At 68.0% G+C, this 20,136-nt stretch carries 16 protein-coding genes; 9 read left to right on the top strand and 7 right to left on the bottom strand.

Features of this window, described 5'->3' with window-relative positions; genetic code table 11:
- Nucleotides 1-108 precede the first annotated feature (108 nt).
- Nucleotides 109-657 carry a hypothetical protein gene (locus U9R90_RS10605; RefSeq protein WP_411056158.1) on the bottom strand — a complete coding sequence of 183 codons (549 nt, stop codon included), beginning with the start codon at nt 655-657 and terminating at the stop codon, nt 109-111.
- Between the two features lie 357 nt (nt 658-1,014).
- Here U9R90_RS10605 and U9R90_RS10600 point away from each other — a divergent pair, with 357 nt between their 5' ends.
- From U9R90_RS10600 to U9R90_RS10585, 4 genes are all read left to right on the top strand, one after another.
- Nucleotides 1,015-9,696 carry a DNRLRE domain-containing protein gene (locus tag U9R90_RS10600; protein WP_411056157.1) on the top strand — a complete coding sequence of 2,894 codons (8,682 nt, stop codon included), beginning with the start codon at nt 1,015-1,017 and terminating at the stop codon, nt 9,694-9,696.
- Between the two features lie 40 nt (nt 9,697-9,736).
- Nucleotides 9,737-10,270, top strand: coding sequence for a hypothetical protein (locus U9R90_RS10595; protein ID WP_411056156.1), 534 nt, complete (start codon nt 9,737-9,739; stop codon nt 10,268-10,270).
- Nucleotides 10,271-10,860: 590 nt separating this feature from the next.
- On the top strand, nt 10,861-11,985 hold the full coding sequence (locus tag U9R90_RS10590; protein ID WP_411056154.1) for a hypothetical protein: 1,125 nt from the start codon (nt 10,861-10,863) through the stop codon (nt 11,983-11,985).
- 422 nt (nt 11,986-12,407) lie between these two features.
- Nucleotides 12,408-12,575, top strand: coding sequence for a hypothetical protein (locus tag U9R90_RS10585; protein WP_411056153.1), 168 nt, complete (start codon nt 12,408-12,410; stop codon nt 12,573-12,575).
- 206 nt (nt 12,576-12,781) lie between these two features.
- Here the strand turns inward: U9R90_RS10585 and U9R90_RS10580 are convergent, their stop codons facing one another.
- A complete protein-coding gene (locus U9R90_RS10580; RefSeq protein WP_411056152.1) occupies nt 12,782-12,988 on the bottom strand; it encodes a DUF397 domain-containing protein in 207 nt (68 codons plus the stop codon).
- On the bottom strand, nt 12,985-13,839 hold the full coding sequence (locus U9R90_RS10575) for a helix-turn-helix domain-containing protein (RefSeq protein WP_411056151.1): 855 nt from the start codon (nt 13,837-13,839) through the stop codon (nt 12,985-12,987). The genes U9R90_RS10580 and U9R90_RS10575 overlap by 4 nt, the downstream gene beginning before the upstream one ends.
- 131 nt (nt 13,840-13,970) lie before the next feature.
- Here U9R90_RS10575 and U9R90_RS10570 point away from each other — a divergent pair, with 131 nt between their 5' ends.
- The 3 genes from U9R90_RS10570 (at nt 13,971) to U9R90_RS10560 (ending at nt 15,164) form a co-directional block, all read left to right on the top strand.
- Nucleotides 13,971-14,462 (top strand): ATP-binding protein, encoded by a 492-nt coding sequence (locus U9R90_RS10570; protein WP_411056150.1) that lies wholly within the window; start codon nt 13,971-13,973, stop codon nt 14,460-14,462.
- Between the two features lie 70 nt (nt 14,463-14,532).
- On the top strand, nt 14,533-14,796 hold the full coding sequence (locus tag U9R90_RS10565) for a hypothetical protein (protein ID WP_411056149.1): 264 nt from the start codon (nt 14,533-14,535) through the stop codon (nt 14,794-14,796).
- The gene (locus tag U9R90_RS10560) at nt 14,793-15,164 is read left to right on the top strand and encodes a hypothetical protein (RefSeq protein WP_411056148.1); all 372 of its coding nucleotides are present in this window, start codon (nt 14,793-14,795) and stop codon (nt 15,162-15,164) included. The genes U9R90_RS10565 and U9R90_RS10560 overlap by 4 nt, the downstream gene beginning before the upstream one ends.
- Here the strand turns inward: U9R90_RS10560 and U9R90_RS10555 are convergent.
- Nucleotides 15,119-15,613: a transposase gene (locus U9R90_RS10555; protein WP_411056147.1), complete on the bottom strand. Its 495-nt coding sequence runs from the start codon at nt 15,611-15,613 to the stop codon at nt 15,119-15,121. The two genes, U9R90_RS10560 and U9R90_RS10555, sit on opposite strands and share 46 nt — an antisense overlap.
- On the opposite strand from U9R90_RS10555, the gene U9R90_RS10550 reads away from it, so the two are divergent.
- Complete coding sequence (locus U9R90_RS10550) at nt 15,535-15,816, top strand: hypothetical protein (RefSeq protein WP_411057792.1); 282 nt, start codon at nt 15,535-15,537, stop codon at nt 15,814-15,816. The genes U9R90_RS10555 and U9R90_RS10550 overlap by 79 nt on opposite strands.
- A gap of 209 nt (nt 15,817-16,025) precedes the next feature.
- A complete protein-coding gene (locus U9R90_RS10545) occupies nt 16,026-16,460 on the top strand; it encodes a hypothetical protein (protein ID WP_411056146.1) in 435 nt (144 codons plus the stop codon).
- A gap of 121 nt (nt 16,461-16,581) precedes the next feature.
- On the opposite strand, the gene U9R90_RS10540 is transcribed toward U9R90_RS10545, so the two are convergent.
- From U9R90_RS10540 to U9R90_RS10530, 3 genes are all read right to left on the bottom strand, one after another.
- Nucleotides 16,582-18,300, bottom strand: coding sequence for a PhnE/PtxC family ABC transporter permease (locus tag U9R90_RS10540; protein WP_411056145.1), 1,719 nt, complete (start codon nt 18,298-18,300; stop codon nt 16,582-16,584).
- Nucleotides 18,297-19,157, bottom strand: a complete 861-nt coding sequence (locus U9R90_RS10535; protein ID WP_411056144.1) for a phosphonate ABC transporter ATP-binding protein — start codon at nt 19,155-19,157, stop codon at nt 18,297-18,299. The genes U9R90_RS10540 and U9R90_RS10535 overlap by 4 nt, the downstream gene beginning before the upstream one ends.
- Before the next feature lie 8 nt (nt 19,158-19,165).
- The coding region (locus U9R90_RS10530) for a putative selenate ABC transporter substrate-binding protein (protein WP_411056143.1) at nt 19,166-20,136 on the bottom strand (971 nt) is incomplete at its 5' end.

The following is a 20,136-nucleotide window of genomic DNA, read 5'->3' as shown; positions in this document are numbered from 1 at the left end:
AACGCACGCCGCCTGCCCTTCAGGGGCGGATGGTGGAACCGCATCGCGCCGCAGTTGCCGGTTCGTGCTGCCGCACACCTGAGGTGAGCCCGGCGTGTCCGCGCGGGGTCACTCTGTCTCGGTCGGCAGTTCGCCGCCCGAGCAGGCGGCACGGCCGAACTCGCCGCTCGCTGTGGCGAGTTGCACATGGTTGCCGCGGATGGCGAGGGTGCAGGACGCTTTGCCGCCCTTTTCGCCGAGCTGGATCGACACGATCGGCGTCCTGCCGAGCGGTACCTCGACGGTCTTCCGCCAGGGCAGTTCCGCGGCCTTGGCCACCGTCGCCTTGCCCGACTCGCTCCGGGCCAGGTAGGAGATGTCGGCCGGGCCGTCACCGGTGACCTCGTACGTCACCTCGGCGGTCGGCACGGGCTCGGCCTTCGGCTTGCTCTCGGTGCCGAACATCCCGTAGGCGACGAGGCCGCCGGTGACGAGCAGCAGGGCGGCCGCGATCGCCAGGGTGGCCCGGGTCCCGTCGGAGCGCCGCTTCGCGGAGCCGGAGCCGTCCGTGTCCCCTGCGGATTCCGCGCCCTTTTCGGCCATCTCCGTCTGGTCGCTCTTCTCGTTCTCCTCGCTTTTCTCGTCCGACTCGGCCTTCTCGGGCCCCGCTGATGGCATAACAGTGAACCGGCTTTCGGTAGGCGGCGGTTGTGGAACCGGGCGGTTATACACCATCCGTACCCCGCCGTGCGAGCGACCGAATAAACAGGGCATAAAGCCCCGGCCTTCAGCGGTGTTTTGCCTGTGATGTCCATGCCCTTGACGGCGCGTCGGTGCGCTTACTAGAAATCCGCCGTCACGCGTACGGGCCGGGCGTTCCGGCTCGTTGGCCGCGATGGAACACCCCCAAGCCGGGCGGGAACCTCCGCTCCGGTCCGTTCCGCCTGCCCGAAAGGCAGTTAGGTGAAAGTTCCCTACAGGAGATATCTCTCCTGCTTGGTGGTATCGGCAGTGGCGAGCACGCTGCTACCACAAATGGCCTATGCCGCACCGGTTTCCGGTGAGCCCGGCAAGAGCTTCACGGAATCACTTTCCGGCTTGTTCTCCGACGACGACGAGGAGAAGCAGAGGAAGCAGAAGGAGGAGAAGGAACCCCCCTCCTACGACGAAGGTCAAATAGCCGACCGGCAGAAACTCCCCAAGGGCAAGAACGCGCCGAAGGCCAAGCGCGTCAAGGAGCTGACCAAGCGACGCACCCCCACCGCCCGCTTCTGGGAGCTCTCCGACGGCCGCGTAGAGGCGGAGTTGTCGGCGGCGCCGACCTCCTATCGCGCCCCGGAGTCGAAGTCCTGGAAGCGGATCGACGGGACTGTACGCCCCGCGAAGGACGTGAAGGGCAAGGACAAGCCCAAGGGCTTTGACTACGCCAACACCACTAATACAGGCCGTAGTTGGTTCGGATCCGACCCGGACCGGCTGTTGCGCTTCGAGGCCCCGGGTGGCGGAGCCGTCACCCTCGGCCTGGAGGACGCGCCCGGCAAGCGGCTCAAGCCGGAGGCCAAGGGCGCCACCGTCACCTACCCGGGCGCGGCGCACGGCGCCGACCTGTCGTACCAGGTCGGTCCGGGCCGGGTGAAGGAGGACATCACCCTGGCGAAGCGCCCGTCCGGCCCGGTGACGTTCACGTTCACTCTCAACACAGACGGCGGTCTGACGCCGAAGGCGCGCAAGGACGGCTCGATCGCGTTCTTCGGCGAGCTGCCCAATACCCCCGTTCTGGTTATCCCCGCCCCGTACATGACGGACGCGAAGAAGTCCGCGTCGTCGCCGTACGGATACGAGTTCAGCGCGGATGTCACCCAGAAGCTGACCCGCGACCGGGACGGCGACGGCTGGAAGCTGACCGTCACCCCCGACGCGAAGTGGCTGAAGGCGAAGGAGCGGCAGTACCCGGTCGTCGTCGACCCGACGCTCACGATCGCGCCGTCGCCGAGCGGGTCCCAGGACACCATGGTCCTGTCCGACTCCCCGGGCACGAACTTCAACTCCTCCTGGAAGCTGTCCACGGGCAAGACCTCCAGCAGCGCCAGCGCGCGCTCCCTCCTGAAGTTCCCGCTGGACGAGATCCCCGCCGGGGTGCAGGTCGACGCGGCCCGGCTGAGCGTCTACTTCGACCAGTCGCACACCACCAACGGCAACGACGTCCCCATCCAGGCGTACCGGGCCACCGGCGCCTGGGACGAGTCCACGGCCACCTGGTCCAACACCAGTGGCCTGCTGGGGGAGTTGTCCGGCACCAGCGTCCAGGTGGACAACGGCGACGCGGGCACCACGGCCGCGACCGGCACCTGGCCCGCGTCCGGCTCCTCGCTCACTCAGTACGCGGTGGACCAGGACTACCAGTACAACAAGGACACGGTCGCCGGTGACAAGTACACCTGGCAGCCGAAAGTCAAGGACACCGCCACCTACCGGGTCGACGCGCACTACGTCGCCGCCGCCGACCGGGCCACCAACGCGCCGTACACGGTGACGCACCGGGACGGCTCGGCCACGTACACCGTCGACCAGAGCGCCGGGACCAACGGCGAGTGGACGTCCCTGAACGGCGGCACGCAGCTGCCGTTCGCCAAGGGCACGGCCGGAAAGGTCGTCCTCGGTGACGATCCGGCCTCCGACTCCACCGCGGTCATCGCGGACGCGGTACGCCTGGTCAACCCCGCCCAGATCGTGAAGAACAAGGGCGAGTACAACGAGTGGCACAAGTTCCCGGTCGCCGACACCGTCCAGAAGTGGGTCAACGGCACCGCGAACCACGGCTTCATCCTCAAGGCCAAGGACGAGTCGTCCACGGGCCCGCTCGGCGGCCCCCGCTACGAGGCCGGTGACGGCTACTACGGCGGCGAGACCGCGACGATCCCGCGGCTCACCGTCTCCTGGGGCCGGGCCGGCACCGCCCTGCGGTCCCCGACCGTCGTCCACGGCACCGGCCCGGAGCTGAGCTGGCCCGCGTACAAGAACTCCAGCGGCGAAACCGGCGCCGACATCGTCGAGTACCAGCTGCACCGCTCGACGAAGCAGGACTTCACGCCGTCGGCGGCGACCCTGATCGCGCCGGTCGACAAGACGGCCACCTCGTACGCGGACACGACGGCCACGCCGACTCCGGACACGTACGCCGGCCAGATCGGGCGGTCGTACTACTACCAGATCGCGGTCAAGACGGCCGACGGCGACCTACTCGGATCCCCGACCCGGACCGTCGGCGTGCCCAAGGCGGGCCGCACGATGAAGCTCATCCAGGGCACATCGGGCGTCACCGACACGGCGCTGTCCTCCGCGCAGCCCGGCACCAACCAGGACACCATGCAGTCCTGGGGCGTGGGCCAGAACTGGCTGAGCGTCGGTAACAACTCGTCCACGTACGGCAAGACCCGTGCGGCGATGAAGTTCGCCACTGACGACATCCCGGACACGGCCACCGTCCTGGAATCCCGCATGTTCATGTGGGGCGCGGAGACCACCACCGACACCGACGGCGCGATCTACGAACTCCACGGCCTCAACCGGAACTTCGACGAGACCGAGGCGACCTGGAACAACGCCACCGCCGCCACCGCCTGGACCGCACCCGGCGGTGACTACTCGGCCACCGTCTCCGACACCGTCGGCAGCGTCCACGACGTCGGCCGCCACTGGTGGGACGCGACCTCCCTCACCCAGGACTGGATCGACGACCCGGCCGCGAACAAGGGCGCGATGGTCCGGCTCAAGGACGAGTCCGCCACCGGTCCGCAGGAGCGCACGCTGTTCCTGTCCTCGGAGGCCGACGACTACCAGCTCGGCCCGCTGCTGCGCGTCGTCTACGTCGACTCCACGACGCAGGACACGTACTACGCGCCGCAGACCCCCTCCCGGATGACCCCGAACACCACCTACACGGTGGACTTCACGGTCACCAACACCACGTCCTCCGCGTGGGCTTCGGGCGAGCGCGAGCTCTCCTACACCTGGCAGCTCCCCGACGGCACGGACGCCACGACCGGCGGCAACCAGCTGGCCACGGCCATCCCGCCGCTCACCCCCGGCGAGTCGGCCACGATCCAGGCCGAGGTGAAGACGCCGATCAACTCGGACTCCGGCAACAAGCGCACCGAGTACGTGCTCGGCTGGGACGTCCGCACGGTCGCCGACGGCACCTGGCTGTCGGCCGGGACAGGCGGCATCCCACCGCTGAAGCAGAACACGGCCGTCGAGGCCCCGACCTCCAACCAGCTCGGCCTGGAGAAGTTCTACTCGTACACGGGCAAGAACACCGGCGCCGGGTCCACGGTGATGAACAACCTCGCCGCGGGCAACAGCGTCTGGTCGTACAACGCGTTCGCCAACCCGGGCCGGGGCCTCAACACCTTCGCCCGGTTCTCGTACAACTCGCTCGACACGAGTGACACGGTCGCCGGTCACGGCTGGTCGTTCCAGGTCGCCGGCCCCATCCGGCTCGGCGCGCCGCTGGACTTCCACCCGAACCCGAACCCGACCGAGGTCCGCCTCCCGGACGGCGACGGCACCACGCACGTCTTCCGCTGGGACAGCACCAACAGCGTGTGGAAGGCCCCCGCGGGCGTCCACTTCAAGCTGGAGGCCAAGCCGGGCGCGGAGTGCAAGCCGTCCAGCGACCCGGTACCGGACGCGTGGACGATGACGCGGCCGGACGGCACGCGGTTCCTGTTCGGCTGCGACGGCTACCTGACCTCCACGGTCGACAAGAACGGCAACGCGCAGACGTTCACGTACGAGGAGCGCCGGTCCAACAACAAGCCGACCAAGTTCCTCAGGTACGTCACCGACCCAGCAGGCCGCCAGTCCCTGACGGTCGACCACTACAAGAAGGGCGACTCGTCCTACGAGTACATCGACGACACGGGCGCGAAGGTCAGCGGCACCAAGCTGACCAACACCAAGATCTACGACCACGTGAAGTCCATGACGGACATCTCGGGCCGCAAGGTCGCCTTCTACTACACCGAGAAGGGCCTGCTCGGCCGGATCGTGGACGGTGAGGGCTCGGCGCAGCCGAAGGTCTTCAAGTTCACCTACGACGCCACGCAGGGCAACAAGAACGTCAAGCTGGTCGAGGCCACGGACCCACGCGGCAACGCGACCGACATGGCGTACTACGCCCCGAAGGACGGTGACGACCCGAAGTACCACTGGTGGACAAAGACGATCACCGACCGTCTCAACGGTGCCACCGGCTTCGCATACGCGTCCAACGCCACCACCCCCAAGTTCACCGACACCAAGGTCACCGACGCCGAGACGAACGCCACGGACTACGTGACGGACGACTTCGGCCGCCCGGTGCAGACCACCAACGCCAAGTCCGAGACCACGAAGATGACGTGGGACGCGGACAACAACGTCACCTACATCGAGGAGGACAACGGCGCCAAGACCGCGCACTGCTACGACCAGAAGACGGGCTATCCGCTCTGGCAGCGCGACGCGGAGAACAACAAGAACGGCGTCCCGCCGTCCGAGGACTGCGCCCCGGGCACCTACCCGGCCAACTCGGCGCAGTACGGCTACCAGACCCGGGCGGACGGCTACGCGGCCGACCTGGTCTCGAAGACCTCCCCGGAGGGGCGCGAGTGGCGGTTCGGCTATGACACGTTCGGCAACCTGAAGACGGTCACCGACCCGAAGGGCGTCGCGACCGCCACGGCGGACGACTACACGACGTCGTACGCCTACAACGGCTACGGCCAGCTGACCAAGGCGACCGACGCCAACGGCAACGCGACGACGAACAGCGACTTCGGCCCCACGGGCTACCCGCAGACGATCACCGACGCGCTGGACAAGTCGACGAAGTTCGTCTACGACGAGCGCGGCCAGGTCACGTCGGTGACGGACGCGCTGGACAAGAAGACCACGCAGACGTACGACACGTTCGGCCGCCCACTGGTCTCCACGGTGCCGAAGGACCAGGGCGAGGGCGACTTCATCACGACCCCGGCGCCCGTGTACGACGCCAACGACAACGTCACGAAGTCGACGGCGCCCAACGGGGCGGTGTCCACAGCCGTTTACGACGCCACAGACCAGGTGACGTCGGCCACCGCGCCGAAGGACATGGCGACGTCGGACGAACGGAAGTCGGCCTACACGTACGACAAGGTCGGCAACCTCAAGACGACAACGGAGCCCAAGGGCACGCTGACCACGTCGGACCCGACGGACTACGTCACGACGAACAACTACAACGCGATCTACCAGCTCACCTCGGCCGTGAACGCCGACGGCGACAAGGTCAGCTACAAGTACGACAACGTCGGCAACACCACCACGGTCATCGACCCGAAGAAGAACGCGACCGCGGACACGACCGACTACACCAGCAAGACCGCCTACGACCTGAACCACCGGGTCACCAAGGTCACGGACGCGGCCGGGAACACCACCCAGCGGTCCTACGACAAGGACTCGCTGGTCGTCTCGACAACGGACGCCGAGAACAACACCACGACCGTCACCTACGACGAGCGTGGTGCGAAGACTCAGGTCAAGGTCCCGCACAAGGGCACGACGTCGATCACGTACCGGACGACGAAGTTCGAGTACGACGAGGTCGGCAACACCACGAAGGTGCTCACGCCGCGGGCCGTGGAGGCCGGATCGACGGAGGCGTTCACAGCGCGTACGGAGTACGACGCGCTGAACCGCCCGGTCAAGCAGTTCCAGCCGTACGACCCGGCGGACGCCCGCTACAACGACCCGAACGTCTACACAGAGACGGCCTACGACGCGGTGGGCCGGATGAAGTCCACGTCGCTGCCGCCGTCAGAGGGCCAGACGGTCCGTAACAAGACGACCTACAGCTACTTCGACAACGGCTGGGCGAAGTCGTCCGTGGACCCGTGGGACATTTCCACCACGTACGACTACAACGACCTGGGCCAGCAGACCACCCGGACCCTCACCTCGGCGGGCGGTTCCTCGAACCGCACGATGGCGTGGGGCTACTACCCGGACGGCAAGCTCAAGTCGAAGTCCGACGACGGCGTCCCGGTCGGCAAGAACGTCGTCCTGGCCGACAACTCCGACACCCAGCACACCACGTCGACCGGCACTTGGACGAAGGCAGACGCGGAGGGCCAGCAGGGCTACGACCACGCCACGCACGCGGCGGGCACGGGCACGGACGCCTTCACGTGGACGCTGAACATCCCGGCGGACGGCACGTACGACGCGTACGTGAAGTACCCGGAGGTGACGGGCGCGGCCACGGCGGCGAAGTACACCGTCACCCACGCCACGGGCACGACCGACAAGACCGTCGACCAGACGGCCGCAAAGGGCACCTGGGTGCCGCTCGGTTCGTACGACTTCGAGCAGGGCAATGCGGCGAAGCTGGAGCTGTTCGAGAACAGCGGCGGAAAGGCCGTGGCGGACGGCGTGAAGCTGGTCCGGGACAACACGTCCGACACGGACAACGAGCAGAAGACGTTCACGTACGCCTACGACGCGAACAGCAACCTGACGTCCATCGACGACACGTCGTCGGGCACGAACGCGGACGCGTACACGGTCACGTACACCGGCCTGAACCAGGTCAAGAAGGTGACCGAGTCGCTCGCGGGCCAGGAAGAGAAGGCCACGTCGTACGCGTACGACGCGAACGGCCAGCCGGAGACGGTCACCCACCCCGACCAGCACTCGTCCTACACCTACGACCTGCGCGAACTGGTGAAGACGGTCGAGGTCGGCAAGTCACCGACGGACGCCTCCCCGAAGGTGTCCACGTACACCTACACGGCCCGCGGTCAGAAACTGAAGGAGACGAAGGCCAACGACAACACCGTCGACCACACGTACTACCTCGACGGCGCACTGAAGTCGACCAAGGAGAACAAGCCCAACGGCACCCTGGTCGCCTCGCACACGTACGCCTACGACCCGAACGGCAACAAGGCGCAGGACGTCGCGAAGAAGATGAACGCCGACGACAACGCGGCGTATCTCTCCTCCACGACCGACTACACCTACGACCCGGCCAGCCGACTCGCCAAGTCGGTCAAGACGGGCAACGGCGCGGCGACGGAGACGTACGTCCACGACGACAACGCCAACGTCGTCAGCCAGTCGGTCAAGGGCACCTCAACCACCTTCACCTACGACCGCAACCGCCTCCTGTCATCGGCGACATCAGGCACGTCATTCTCGTACAACTACGACCCGTTCGGCCGCCAGGAGTCCGTCACGGCGGGCGGCGAGGTCGTGGAGCGCAGCGTGTACGACGGCTTCGACCACGTCGTCGAGTCCCAGAAGGTGGACGACGCGGGGGCCCTGAAGTCCACGAAGTACACCTTCGACCCGCTGGACCGCACGGCCTCGAAGACGGCAGACGGCAAGACCACCGACTTCAACTACCTCGGCATGTCCGGCGAGGTACTGGGCGAGGAGGTCTCCGGCGAGCTGACCAAGTCCTACCAGTACAGCCCGTGGGGCGAGCGTCTGTCCCAGGTCAAGCACCACACTGACGGAACGTCGGAGGACGGCTTCTACGGCTACAACAGCCACACGGACGTCGAAACCCTGACGGACGAGAACGGCAACGCGAAGGCGACATACGGCTACACCGCCTACGGCAAGGACGACGAGTCCGAATTCACCGGCATCGACCGGCCAGACACCGCCGACCCCACCAAGGACGCGTACAACCCCTACCGCTTCAACTCAAAGCGCTGGGACGCCTCTGCAGGCGAGTACGACATGGGCTTCCGCAACTACAGCCCAGGCCTGAACCGCTTCACGACCCGAGACATGTACAACGGGGCGCTGGCGGACATGGGCCTCGGCGTGGACCCGTACAGCGGCAACCGCTACGCCTTCACCGGTGGGAACCCCACCAGCAGGGTTGAGCTCGACGGTCACATCTCTTGCGGCTTCTGCCGTGACGTGGTCAATACCGTGGAGGACGCCTTCAAGAGCGGGACAAAGGCAGTTGCGAAGACCGCGGGCCGAGGACTCTTGACTGCTGGACAGGTGTTCCTTGATGTGTTGGGGTGGAACTCGCCCACGGGATCCCAGGGATACGAGTCGGATCCTGGTGCCACACCGGACTACGACAAGGGACTGTTGCTCAAGCCTGACTCGAAGAAGGAGTGGCAGCCTGGCGTCGGCCGGTTCCCATTCCAGCGGCAGGACTGCACTCGCGGCCAGAGCATGGTGTACTACATGCCGCTCGACCAGCAGGGGCGGGCTCAGGGCGCCTTCGCGTGCCTCACGGCTGGCGGGTTCAACTACACGGACAAGAGTGGTGACAAGGTGATGAACACGCCGCCCACGGAGATCATGGGTAGTAACGCGCCGTGGCCTCCGCAAACGCCTGGATTCTGGGAGAGTGCTCCCCCGGGGTTCAAGCTAGGGAACGACCCCACTATGAACCGCGGTCATCTTCTGGCGCGTCAGCTCGGTGGTAGCGGAACAGATCGACGCAACCTGGTGCCGCTGTATCGGACCGCGAACTCCCCTGAAATGGCGGGGGCAGAGAAGAAGATTGCGGACTCGATCGCAGCGGGGAATACGGTCTACTATTCGTCGGTCCCTGTTTGGGGGGACGAAAGCAATCCAATTCCCCGCGGTGTTACCATGACCGCCTACACTTCGACAGGGTCTCAAATTGTCAATCAGACGATTTGGAACAGACCATGACGAAGACGTAGTCCGTTCGTAGTCGCGTGGAGGGGTGCACATGGAGTGGGTCAATCGCCTGGTGACGGTGACGGGTTGGAGCGCTGAGCCAGGCGAACTAGACTGGGCCGACACTGAAAGGGTGCTGGGCACCCCTCTGCCGGCTGATTTCAAGGAAATGCGCCGTCGCTTCGCGGCGTGGGGTGCCTTCTGTGATCATGTGCTGGTACTAAAGGCGCAAGGGGTCGCAGAGTCGGTGCTGGCCAATCACGAATCCTTGCTCAGGTCCGTGCGTGGAAATCCCGATAACCGTCGGATGTTCGAACCCTTCGGGCTCCTCGGAGATGGCGAGAGTGGGGGCAAAGGGCTTGTGCAGTGGGGGTATTCCTTCATTGAGGAGGAGTACTACTGGCTGGCCGACACCTCGCATGATCCGTCGACATGGCCCGTGGTGGCGCGAGTGGATCCACTGGAGCCTTTTCAGCGTTTCGACATGACCGCCTCTGAATTCGTTTACCGTTTGCTCACGGAGGCAGAATTCTCTGCATTCAGTGTCGCGGGGACGATCGAGACGCCGTATTACCGGGCTTTCTGAGCCGCTGGGCTTCGACTGAATTGAACTCCGACGTGACGGCCCGCCAGGTGCATCTGGCGGGCCGTCAGCTGTGCCATATTTTCCACGAGCCCATCCTGTTATTGATCCAAAACGGGGTACGAACCGGGAGAGTCGGCTTGAATAACAGTGGGCTCCCGCACGCGCTTGGGGGGTTGCAATGGCCGGGACTCGATCGGAAATTTTGCTCGGTATTCCTGTATCTGTTGTTTCGGTTTCAGTGATCGGGGGCGTCTGGGCGTCTTGTGATGTCGGCGTAAACTCATCTGCTAATTCGTTCTACCTCGTACTCCTTGCTCCGCTCATGTGGCTGACTGCAGCCGTTTTGTGGATGGCTTTCTATCGGGTTCTGGGTAGATTTGGTCCTGCTGTGACTTTGGTGGCCGGAGTCGTCTTCAGTGTGTCTTATTTGGTTTTTCGTGACGTGGCTTGGGATTGTGGACTCGTATCCAGCCCCAGAGTGCCCGGGAAACATTCCGCCATGGTGGCCGGGGTTCGTCCCGGGGTGAATCTCCTGGGTGCCTGGTGCGCGAATCCTGGACGGTCGACTTCTCCGCGGGGGCGATGGGGGCATGAGTCGTCTGCTCGGCTATGCAATGACTTGGGCCGCTCTCATGGGGTCGATCACCCTCAGGTACGGCGAGTCCGGCGAGGATCGGCTGATGAGTCTTGTCGCTGCGCTCCCGGCTTGGGGATATATCGGCTTTCGCGTCAGGCGGGAGATCCGGGGGATCAAGGAGGACGGCAAGCTGGAGCGCATGCGCAGGGAGGAGCGGAAGCTCATGGGACAGGACGAACTGCTCGATGCCATAACGCGGTTGGCTCGGCGCGGTGCGCAGCCGCTGCAGTGCGGCGTGGCCGGGCATGGGGCAGGGCACCTCTGTCTTGCCGTCGCCGGGGAGATCTCGCTGGCCGAGCTGGTTGAGGGGATCAGCGGCCGGTACGGGGTCTCACGCAATCTCGCCATGGGCGGATACGCCGATCCGACGGTGGACGCGACGACAGGGCTGCCCCTGCTCGCCCCCTTCGGTGAGCACGTGGTGGACATGCGGGCATGGGCATATGGGAGTTGGTGGATCGGGGCCGGGACCGTGGACAGCGAGGGCGGTGTGCGGCGCGTGGTGCTGGTCGCCGAACGGGCCGCGCCGGTGGTGGACGGGTTGCCAGTCGATGCCTCGTGGGTGGAGCGGGTCGTTGCCGTGACCGGGTGGGCCGGAGGGGGACGGACGCGGACGATCGACTGGGCCGCCGTCGAGGAGCGCCTCGGCACCGCTCTGCCCGGCGACTACAAGCAACTCGCCGAGATCTTCGGAGACGGTGCCTTCGACGGTTTCCTGAGCCTGTACGTCCCCGATGCCGGTCTGCCCGGCATGGACGTTGTTGATCACGCCGAGTATCTGGCCCGGTTTGAATCGCGGGAGGGCGTGAGTGTCTGGCAGCCGTATGGCGTCTACCCGGCCCCCGGGGGGCTTCTTCAGTGGGGTACGTCTGAGCAGGCGGACGAGTTCTACTGGCTTACCGAAGGCGATGACCCAGAGGGGTGGCCCGTCCTCGCTCAAGAGGAAATTCCCGATTCCTGGCGCCGGTTCGACGGCTCGGTCGCCGAGTTCGTCTTCCGCATGCTGACTGAGCGCGGGCACCCCTTCTCGACCGCCCGGTATTTCGACACGCACTGGTTCGAGAGCCACGAACCGTGAGCCGGCTCCGAGCTGACCGCTTGGCTGACGAGTCCAGTGGCTGCCTCGGCGCCGGGCACGGAGGGACTCTGCGAGCCGGGTGAAGTGCTGACACTCGTCGCATGCGTGGCTGGATCAGTTGGGAGCCATGGTCAAGTCACCGATCACTCGCAGCCCGACTTGAGCTGCCAACCAAGGAGCACGTTTGGCCTCAACCTGTTTGATGTGCACGAAAACCGATGAGCGCAGACTGAGCCGCCGGGCGACCGGCGTCGGATGGCGCACATCAGTCAGCGCCGGTCTCGGCTTCCTTGGGTGCCGCGGTGGGCGCCTCGGGGACGACATGCGACCCCCTGCCCGACACGGTGCCCTCCTGCCCCGCGCCCGTTCCCGTCGCGCCCCGGCAGGAGCGGGCACGGCCCCGTTCGCCGTACGGGCTGGACGTGCCGCTTGCCGGTGAGGACAGCGCGCTGGTCCGCCCGTATCTGCTCGACCACGAACAGCGGCAGGAACGGGCCCGGCAGAGTCGGCGGCGGCTCGCCCTGGTGCTCGCGGCCGAGTACGGCATCGACCTTGACCGGCGCCTGGTCGGCGCGGCGGGGGTGGCCTGATGAACAAGCAGCGGCACGGCGACCCGTGCGGGGCGCGGTCCGACCGCGTACCGCTACCTGCACGAAGGGCTCACCGTGCTGTCCGGCCACGCCCCGCACTGCGCGCGGCGTGGCGGATGATCCATGAAGAGGAGGGCTTGGACGGGGAGTAGGCCCGGAGGCCGTACGCGGTTGAGGTCCCGTCGCGCGCCGGGACCCTCCCGTCGTCAGCGCCCGGACAGCGAGGCCACGAACTCGGTCCAAGCCTCGCCGCCGACGCCCAGCGCTGGGCCGGTGCGCCGCTTCGAGTCCCGAACGAGCACGGCTGCGGGTGTCGTGGCGACCTCGACGCAGTCGCCCCCTTCGGCACCGCTGTAGCTGCTCTTGAACCAGGTGAGTTCCGAGCCCACGGACGGGGCCTCTGCGGTGTTCATAGCTCTCCCAGCAACTTCTCGATGAATCCCAGGGACTCTCGCGGAGTGAGAGCCTGGCTCCGGATGATCCCATAACGCGCGGCTGCGAGATGGGTCTCATCTCGGTTTGTGAGCAGGTGACTTCGCCCCTGGACCTCTCCGTACACGAACTGCTCGCCGCCCTTGCGTGTGATCAGTTTGAACGGTCCGTCAACGCCCGCGTTGTCCTCGCGGTCCATCGGCATGGCCTGGACCTCCACATTACGTTTCTGCCCGAGGAGCAGGATCTGTTCAAGCTGACCGCGCATGGCCCTGCCTCCGCCGAACGGCTTGCGTAGCACCGCCTCGTCCATGACGAAGCTCAGCAGCGGTGCGGGCCACCGACTGAAGATCTCCTGTCGCGACAGCCGTGCGGCAACGCGAGACTCGATCGTCTCCTCGTCGAGGAGCGGCCGCCGCATCGCAAGCACGGCCCGCATGTAGTCCTCCGTCTGCAACAGGCCGTTGACCACGTGCGAGTCATACGCGCACAGCTCGACCGCCTGCGCCTCGAGCCGCGCCATATCCCGGAAGAACGCCGGATACTGAGCCCGCGCAACCTCCTCCTTAAGGGCCTTCAGTACGCCGCCCGCGTCCAGCACCTCATCCGCCCGGTCGATGAACCGCGCCTGCGGAATCCGGCGCCCCTGCTCGATCGACGCGATCGACTGAGCCGCGTACCCCATCCGCTTCCCGAACTGCGCCCGGTCGAAGCCCGCCCGTACCCGCAACAGCTTCAACTGCCGCCCGAACGCGCTCACCACACCCGAGCCCGGCTCGTCCTCCGGCCGCTGCCCCACCTCGGCCCGCTCGCCGCCCTCGTCCTGAGCCATCGTCACCGTCCACGCCTTCCGCCCGAACCACCCGCCGCGCCACGTACAGCCACCGACCCGCCGCGTACAACGCCCCCGCGACAACGCGTCACTCCTGGTCACGCTACGCCACGACACCCCACCGTGGGAGCATGACCGGCAACCCCGCACGCACCACGCAGACCAGCCAACTCCCCAGCCCCACCCACCACTTCGCCATGGACTTCAGCTCCACCCCGCGCGGCGCCCGCCTCGCCCGGCGGCTGTGCGCGAAGCGGCTCGACGCCTGGGGCATCCCGTATGGCAGCGAACCGCACGACACACTCAGTCTCATTGCCGCCGAGCTGTGCGCCAACGCCGTCCGGCACGGCCACGTCCCCGGCCGGGACTTCCGCTTCGACCTCACCGCCGCACCCGACACGCGTACCAGGCCCACTGGCACACGCGTACGCATCGCCGTCACCGATACCAAGGGCGACCGTCTCCCCGAGCCCGCCCCCGCCGACCCCACGGGCGACCGGGCCGACGGGCGCGGACTTCTCCTCGTCGCGGCGCTCGCCGACCGCTGGGACTCCGAGTCGCGCGCGCAGGGTCCCGGCAAGACCGTCTGGGCAGAGTGCGCCATCCCGCACTCTGCCGCGTAGATGCCGACCGGCGTGGGTGGCGAAGCCGCCAGATTCCCCACGGCGTGGTATTCAGATGTATTCTTGCCGTATGGCTGACACCACCATCAAGGTCACCGACGACGTTCGCGACCGGTTGCGCATACTGGCCGACGAGCGGGGCACCAGCGTGCGCAGCCTCGTGGAACGGCTCGCCACCGAGCTGCCGACCGATGCCGAGCGTGCGGAGCGCACCGCCCGAGGGCTGGCCTACATCCGTGCGAACCTCTGCCCGGACCTCACCGACGACGACGTACGGCGCGCACAGGAATGGCGGGCTGACATCGCGGCCGGTCGCATCGGGGGCCGCAGGTGATCATCCTTGACCACACGGCGGTGCTCGCCCTGTGCCGGGGGCACCGGTTCCTGTCCGGCCTCGCGGTAGTTGAGGCGGACGAACCCGCCGGGCGGGCCCACGTCCCCGCGCTGTGCCTGGTTTCCGCGAGCCTGGAGCTGCCCGGTGCGGCAGCCCACGTCGGAGCACTGCCCGGCCTGGAGTTCCTTCCCCTGGACTTCGCCGCCACCGCGGCCGTCGAACAGGCCGTCGCCTCCGGAGTCGACTGGCGCCACGCACACGCTGTCTGCTCCGCGGTCTCCGGCGCGGAGGACGGGCAGGTGCTCACCGCCGTTCCCGAGGCCTACGACGGAACCGGGGTGTGGGTCGTCGATATCGGGAAACCCTGACCACGCGGCCCAAGCCAGACCTTGGTGAATCTGGCGTCGGTGCGGATGAGGTTCAGGGCGGCAGCGGTCAGCATGTGCTGGAAGCGCGTCTTGTCCAGTCCGTGGTGGCGGGTCCGGCGTAGTCCGCAGCGCCGGGGCCCTTGCCCGAAGGCCGCTTCGATGCCGGCGCGTGTCGCGCCCGGGAGCGTGCACCCGCAGGTGGGCGCGATGGTGTGGGGCGTGGCCAGGGGCCGGGTCGGTGCGGTCACGGGATGCGCGGGCCCTGCGTCCGGCTGCGCCCTCTGGGCGGCGGCATCGAGTGGGACGCGGAGCCCGAAAGCCTCACTACGTCCGTGACCTTCCTGGACCCGCCTCAGCGAGGAGGCGCGCAGTGAACCCCGTGTGGGACAAGCGGCGCAACGGCGACGCGTACGTGGCGCTGCTCGACCACGCCGCCGCCTGCCCTTCATGCCGTGCCGGGGCCGTCCTGTGCCCGGACGGCCGACGGCCGGCGGGCGCGCTGAGGACCGTACGGGAGCGAGGTGCGCGCATCGTGATCTGCCGCAGCCGCGAACGGGAGATCCAGCCTGGCGAGCCGTACGGGCGGCACGTGCACGACCGGGCGACGGGTGCTCCGCTGGTCAACTACAGCCACCGCGACCGCCGTTTGTGAAGGCGTTCAGGTAGGGCTGGTTGGTCGCGCGTACGTCGGGGATCCGTTTGGTGAGTGCGGAGTTGTGTCCTCAGTCAGGTCGGAATAGGCGGTTCCGATGGTGTGAGAACCGACACGCCTGCAACCAGTGACGCTCCGGTGACTCCGTGCGCTGGATGAAGTGAGAGATGCGAACGAGCGTTCTCCATCCGAGCTGAGGGGTAGGCGTCATGGGTGACGGTGACGAGCAGGAGGAGCGCGGACCGCGGGCCGAGGGGATGCGGCGGCACGCGGCCGGGCTGGTGGGGCATGTGACGGCGCGTAACCGCCTGCCGCTGGACTACTCCGTGGCGAGCCTGCGCGTGGTCGACTTCGTCATCGATGGATTGCGTTCGGGTGGGAAGGCGCGGGCGGAGGTCGGGGGGACGTTGTTCGGGCTCGGGGCGTACGTCGGTGAGGTGTTGGTGCGGCGGGCCGGGGCGGTGTGGGTGGACTTCGACGCCGACCAGCGCGCGTACTTCGGGCAGCCGGTCGGGGTGCGGATGCCGGATGGGCGGGTCTGGAACCCGCTGGGCAAGGTGGTCAACCGGTTCGAGGTCGGCAAGGAGGAGTCCCTGCAGACCTTCTACCTGACCCTGCCGGGGAGGATTCGCCGGGCGGCCTGATGCCGCACTCGTTGGGCCGGGCTCTGCCTGGTCGTGGGGTGCCCGTCTGTCCCTCGGGTCGGCGCTGGACGCCATCGAGTGGCCGTAGCGGCCCCGGTCGCCCTGGGTGTGAAGACCCGCCTCAGCCCCGCAGCGCCCGCCGCACCCGCCGCCCCACGAACTCCACGGTCAGGCTGACCAGCAGCGACGCCAGCAGCACGCTGGTGACCACGGAGAAGTCGAAGGCTCCGAGACGCTCGCTGAGCAGTCGGCCGAGACCCGCCGCGCCGACGACACCGACGATCGCGGTGTCGCGTACGCAGATCTCGAAGCGGTAGAGCGTGTACGTGATCAGGTGGCTCGCGGACGGTGGTGCCACGGATGCCACCGCCGAGACCATCCGGGGTACGCCCGCGTTGCGCAGGGCGTCCCGAGGGCCCAGGTCCATGGTCTCCCAGGCCTCGGCAACCAGGCGGCCGAGGATGCCGCCCGTGTAGAGGCCGAGCGCCAGGGCCCCGGGCAGTACTCCGGGGAAGAGCGCCAAGAGCGCGACGACGGCCCACACCGTCGGGGGGATCGCCCGCAGGGCGAGGAGGAGCAGCCGGGAGACCCACCAGGCTGCCTTGCGGCCCCAGGCCGCCGGGCTGCGGCGGTCGGCGCGCGGGCGGCTGGCCCAGGGGCCCGCGAGCAGGGTGATCACGACCGCCACCGCCATGGCGAGCACGGCCATGGCCACGGTGTCGAAGGTGGCGTCGGCCAGCACTCGCATCCCGCCCTCGGGGAGCGCGGGCGGCCACAGGTCGCCGAGTAGCTGACCGGTGAGCTCCTGGGTGCGCGGCGAGGTGAGTCCGGCCGGTGAGAGGCCGACCCACCACCAGGCGACCGCGATCGTCGGCAGCACCAGGACCAGGGACCAGCGGGTCGAGCGGGACAGGCCCTGCGGCGACCGGCCCGCCGCGCGCGGGCGCTCATGTCCGACCGACCAGTCGGCGCAGGTCACCACGGCGACATCGGAGCGGACGCGGTTGCTCCACAACTCGACCACCCCGGCGAGTGCCAGCAGGGTCGCGACCAGCGTCCAGACCTCGCCCCAGTTACGGGACTGCAGGCTCACCGTGAGTTCGAAACCCAGGCCGCCCACGCCCGCGACGCCGAGCACGACCGCGGACCGCAGGGCGCACTCGAACCGGTAGAAGGAGTACGAGAGGAGAAGCGGTGCCGTGCCGGGGAGGAGGGCGTAGGCCAGCGCGGAGAACGGCCTGGCCCCGGCGGAGCGCAGCGCGCGTAGCGGCGCGTCCGGCACGCTGTCGAAGGTCTCTCCGAATACCTGCGCGCTCTGCGCACCGAAGGGCAGGGCGAGCGCCAGTACGGCGACGAGCGGGTCGAGGCCGAGCACGCTGACGAAGAGCAGTGCCCAGACCAGTTCATGGACCGAGCGGACGGCCACCAGCACGCCGCGCAGGACAAGCCGCCCCACCCGTACCGGCCATGGCGGCGCGTCACCCCACGCCACGTCGCTGAGGATCAGGCCGCCGACCAGGCCGAGCACCAGCGCCCCGGCCGTCCCGATGAGGGCCAGCGCGAGCGTCGTCGCCGTCGCCTCGAACACCACCTGGAGGAAGGCGGGTTCGAGGGAGGGGTGCAGCACCGTAGCCGCGAGGTCGTCGAGCAGGGCCAGGCCGCCCCGGTTCACCAGCTCGCTGCCTGCCGGGATGGCGCGCTGAACCGCCCAGATCAGCAGTACGGTCACTGCCGCCAGGCCGACGAGTTTGCGGAGCAGTACGGTCCGCCCGCTCACGGACTTTCGCGCCCGGGCGGTTGCGGCCGGTGGTGAGGGCGGGGCGCCGAGTCGGAGCGTCATGCGAGCGTGTAGAGCTCGTGCAGGGCCGCGTCGCTGACGTCGGCGGCCGGACGGTCGAGCACGATCTCGCCCTGGCGCAGACCCACCACGCGCGTGCAGTGCTCACGGGCGAGTGCGGGCTGGTGCAGGCTGACAACGAGGGTGCGTACGGTCGATGTCGTGCGTACGGGCGGTGCCGTGCGTACGGGCGGTGCCGTGCTTACGGGCGACGAGGGGCCCGTGGACGACGTGGTGCCGAGCAGGCCGAGAATGCCCGCCGCGCGCACCGGGTCGAGACTGGAGACGGGCTCGTCGGCCACCACCAGCTCCGGCGACTGCACCAGGAGCCGGGCGATCGCCACCCGCTGCCGCTCGCCGCCGGACAACCGCTCGGTGCGTTCGTGCAGCGCCCAAGCCAGGTCGACACGGTCGAGCGCGTCCCGGACCACGTCGAGCGAGCGCGGCCAGACCAGCGAGGCCAGCGCGCGGGGCGTGCTCCACTGGCTGAGCCTGCCCGCGTTGACGTTGTGCAGCACCCGGACCTGCTCGATCAGCGCGAGGTCCTGGCTCACCGACCCGATGCGCTGCTGAAGTAGCCGCCGCCGTGGGGCAGTCAGGCGTGCGGGGTTCTCGCCGAAGACCTCCATGCTGCCGCTGGTCGGCTCAAGCGATCCATTGAGTAGAGCCAGGAGTGTGCTCTTGCCGGCGCCGCTGGTGCCCAGTACCGCTACGCGTTCCCCCGCGTGGACGGTGAGATCCAGCTCGCGCAGCGCCTCGTGCGAGCCGAACCGGCGCCCCGCGCCACGGAGCCGGATCACCGGCGTGCCGTCGCTCGGCGGACTGCCGTCGCTCGGCGGACTGGCATCGCTCGGCGACAAGGCGTCTCTCACCGCAGCAGCCCCAGGTCGCGGGCCACGTCCTCGATCTGGTCGTAGGCGGAATTCCTGGTCGGTACGAACGACTTGGCGCCGAAGAGTCTGAGCAGCTTGGCGTCCTCGGCGTCCTGCGGGTCGAGTCCCAGGAGCAGGTCCAGCACCTTCTTCCTGGTTCCGGCGCCGAAGGTCTTGTCGAGGTCCGGGCGGGCCAGCCAGTGATAGTCGGCGTAGCCGGGGGTGCGCCACAGCACGACCACCTTGCTCTCGTCGATGTCGCCTGCCGCGACGGTGGCCTTCCAGACCTGCTCGTTGACGGCCCCGGCCTCGTAGCTGCCACTGGCGACGAGCTCGATGGTCGCGTCGTGGGAGCCGGAGAAGCCCGGCTTGCCCCGCAGCGCGCTCGTCTTGAGTCCGGCCTGCCGCATGAAGTACTCGGGCATCAGCCGCCCGGAGGTGGAGGTCTCGCTGCCGAAGGTGAGCGTGTGCCCCGCGAGGTCGCGCAGTCCGTCCGTCGTCTTGAACGGTCGCAGCTTCGAGCCGGTGTGGGCGATGAAGAGGCTGTGGAAGTCGGCGTCGATGTCACGTTGCGCGATGGCGGTGGACCCCGGCTTACGCTCGCGCGCCTGGACGCCGGTGAGACCGCCCATCCAGGCCAGGTGTACGTCGCCGATCTCGAACGCCCGTACCACGGCGGTGTAGTCGGCGACGGGGCGGTAGACCACGTCCAGGCCGGTCGCGTCGGCGAACCGCTTGGCCACGGCGGGATAGAGCCGGTTGAGCAACTCCGGGTCCTGGTCGGGAATGGCGGCGATCCCGAGCGGTCGCGCGTCCGCCCCGGCCCCGCTGCCGCAGGCGCTCAGCAGCAGTGTCGCTCCGGCGCCGAGGAGCAACGTACGACGGGCTATCGGCCTCACAGGCATGCGTACTTCCTTGTCGCGGGACGGGGTGACGGGGTGGCCGGGTGACGGGCTGACGGGGTGGC

The sequence above is a fragment of the Streptomyces sp. E11-3 genome, assembly GCF_046540415.1.
Taxonomy (GTDB): Bacteria; Actinomycetota; Actinomycetes; order Streptomycetales; family Streptomycetaceae; genus Streptomyces.
Note: the sequence above shows the minus strand (reverse complement) of the source record. Positions and strands in the feature narration are given on the sequence as shown.

What these genes read in the sequence shown, in the direction of transcription:
- U9R90_RS10605 (WP_411056158.1), bottom strand. Translation starts at nt 657, where the DNA reads ATGCCATCAGCGGGGCCCGAGAAGGCCGAGTCGGACGAGAAAAGCGAG.
- U9R90_RS10600 (WP_411056157.1), top strand. Translation starts at nt 1,015, where the DNA reads ATGGCCTATGCCGCACCGGTTTCCGGTGAGCCCGGCAAGAGCTTCACG.
- U9R90_RS10595 (WP_411056156.1), top strand. Translation starts at nt 9,737, where the DNA reads ATGGAGTGGGTCAATCGCCTGGTGACGGTGACGGGTTGGAGCGCTGAG.
- U9R90_RS10590 (WP_411056154.1), top strand. Translation starts at nt 10,861, where the DNA reads ATGAGTCGTCTGCTCGGCTATGCAATGACTTGGGCCGCTCTCATGGGG.
- U9R90_RS10580 (WP_411056152.1), bottom strand. Translation starts at nt 12,988, where the DNA reads ATGAACACCGCAGAGGCCCCGTCCGTGGGCTCGGAACTCACCTGGTTC.
- U9R90_RS10575 (WP_411056151.1), bottom strand. Translation starts at nt 13,839, where the DNA reads ATGGCTCAGGACGAGGGCGGCGAGCGGGCCGAGGTGGGGCAGCGGCCG.
- U9R90_RS10570 (WP_411056150.1), top strand. Translation starts at nt 13,971, where the DNA reads ATGACCGGCAACCCCGCACGCACCACGCAGACCAGCCAACTCCCCAGC.
- U9R90_RS10565 (WP_411056149.1), top strand. Translation starts at nt 14,533, where the DNA reads ATGGCTGACACCACCATCAAGGTCACCGACGACGTTCGCGACCGGTTG.
- U9R90_RS10555 (WP_411056147.1), bottom strand. Translation starts at nt 15,613, where the DNA reads ATGAAGGGCAGGCGGCGGCGTGGTCGAGCAGCGCCACGTACGCGTCGC.
- U9R90_RS10545 (WP_411056146.1), top strand. Translation starts at nt 16,026, where the DNA reads ATGGGTGACGGTGACGAGCAGGAGGAGCGCGGACCGCGGGCCGAGGGG.
- U9R90_RS10540 (WP_411056145.1), bottom strand. Translation starts at nt 18,300, where the DNA reads ATGACGCTCCGACTCGGCGCCCCGCCCTCACCACCGGCCGCAACCGCC.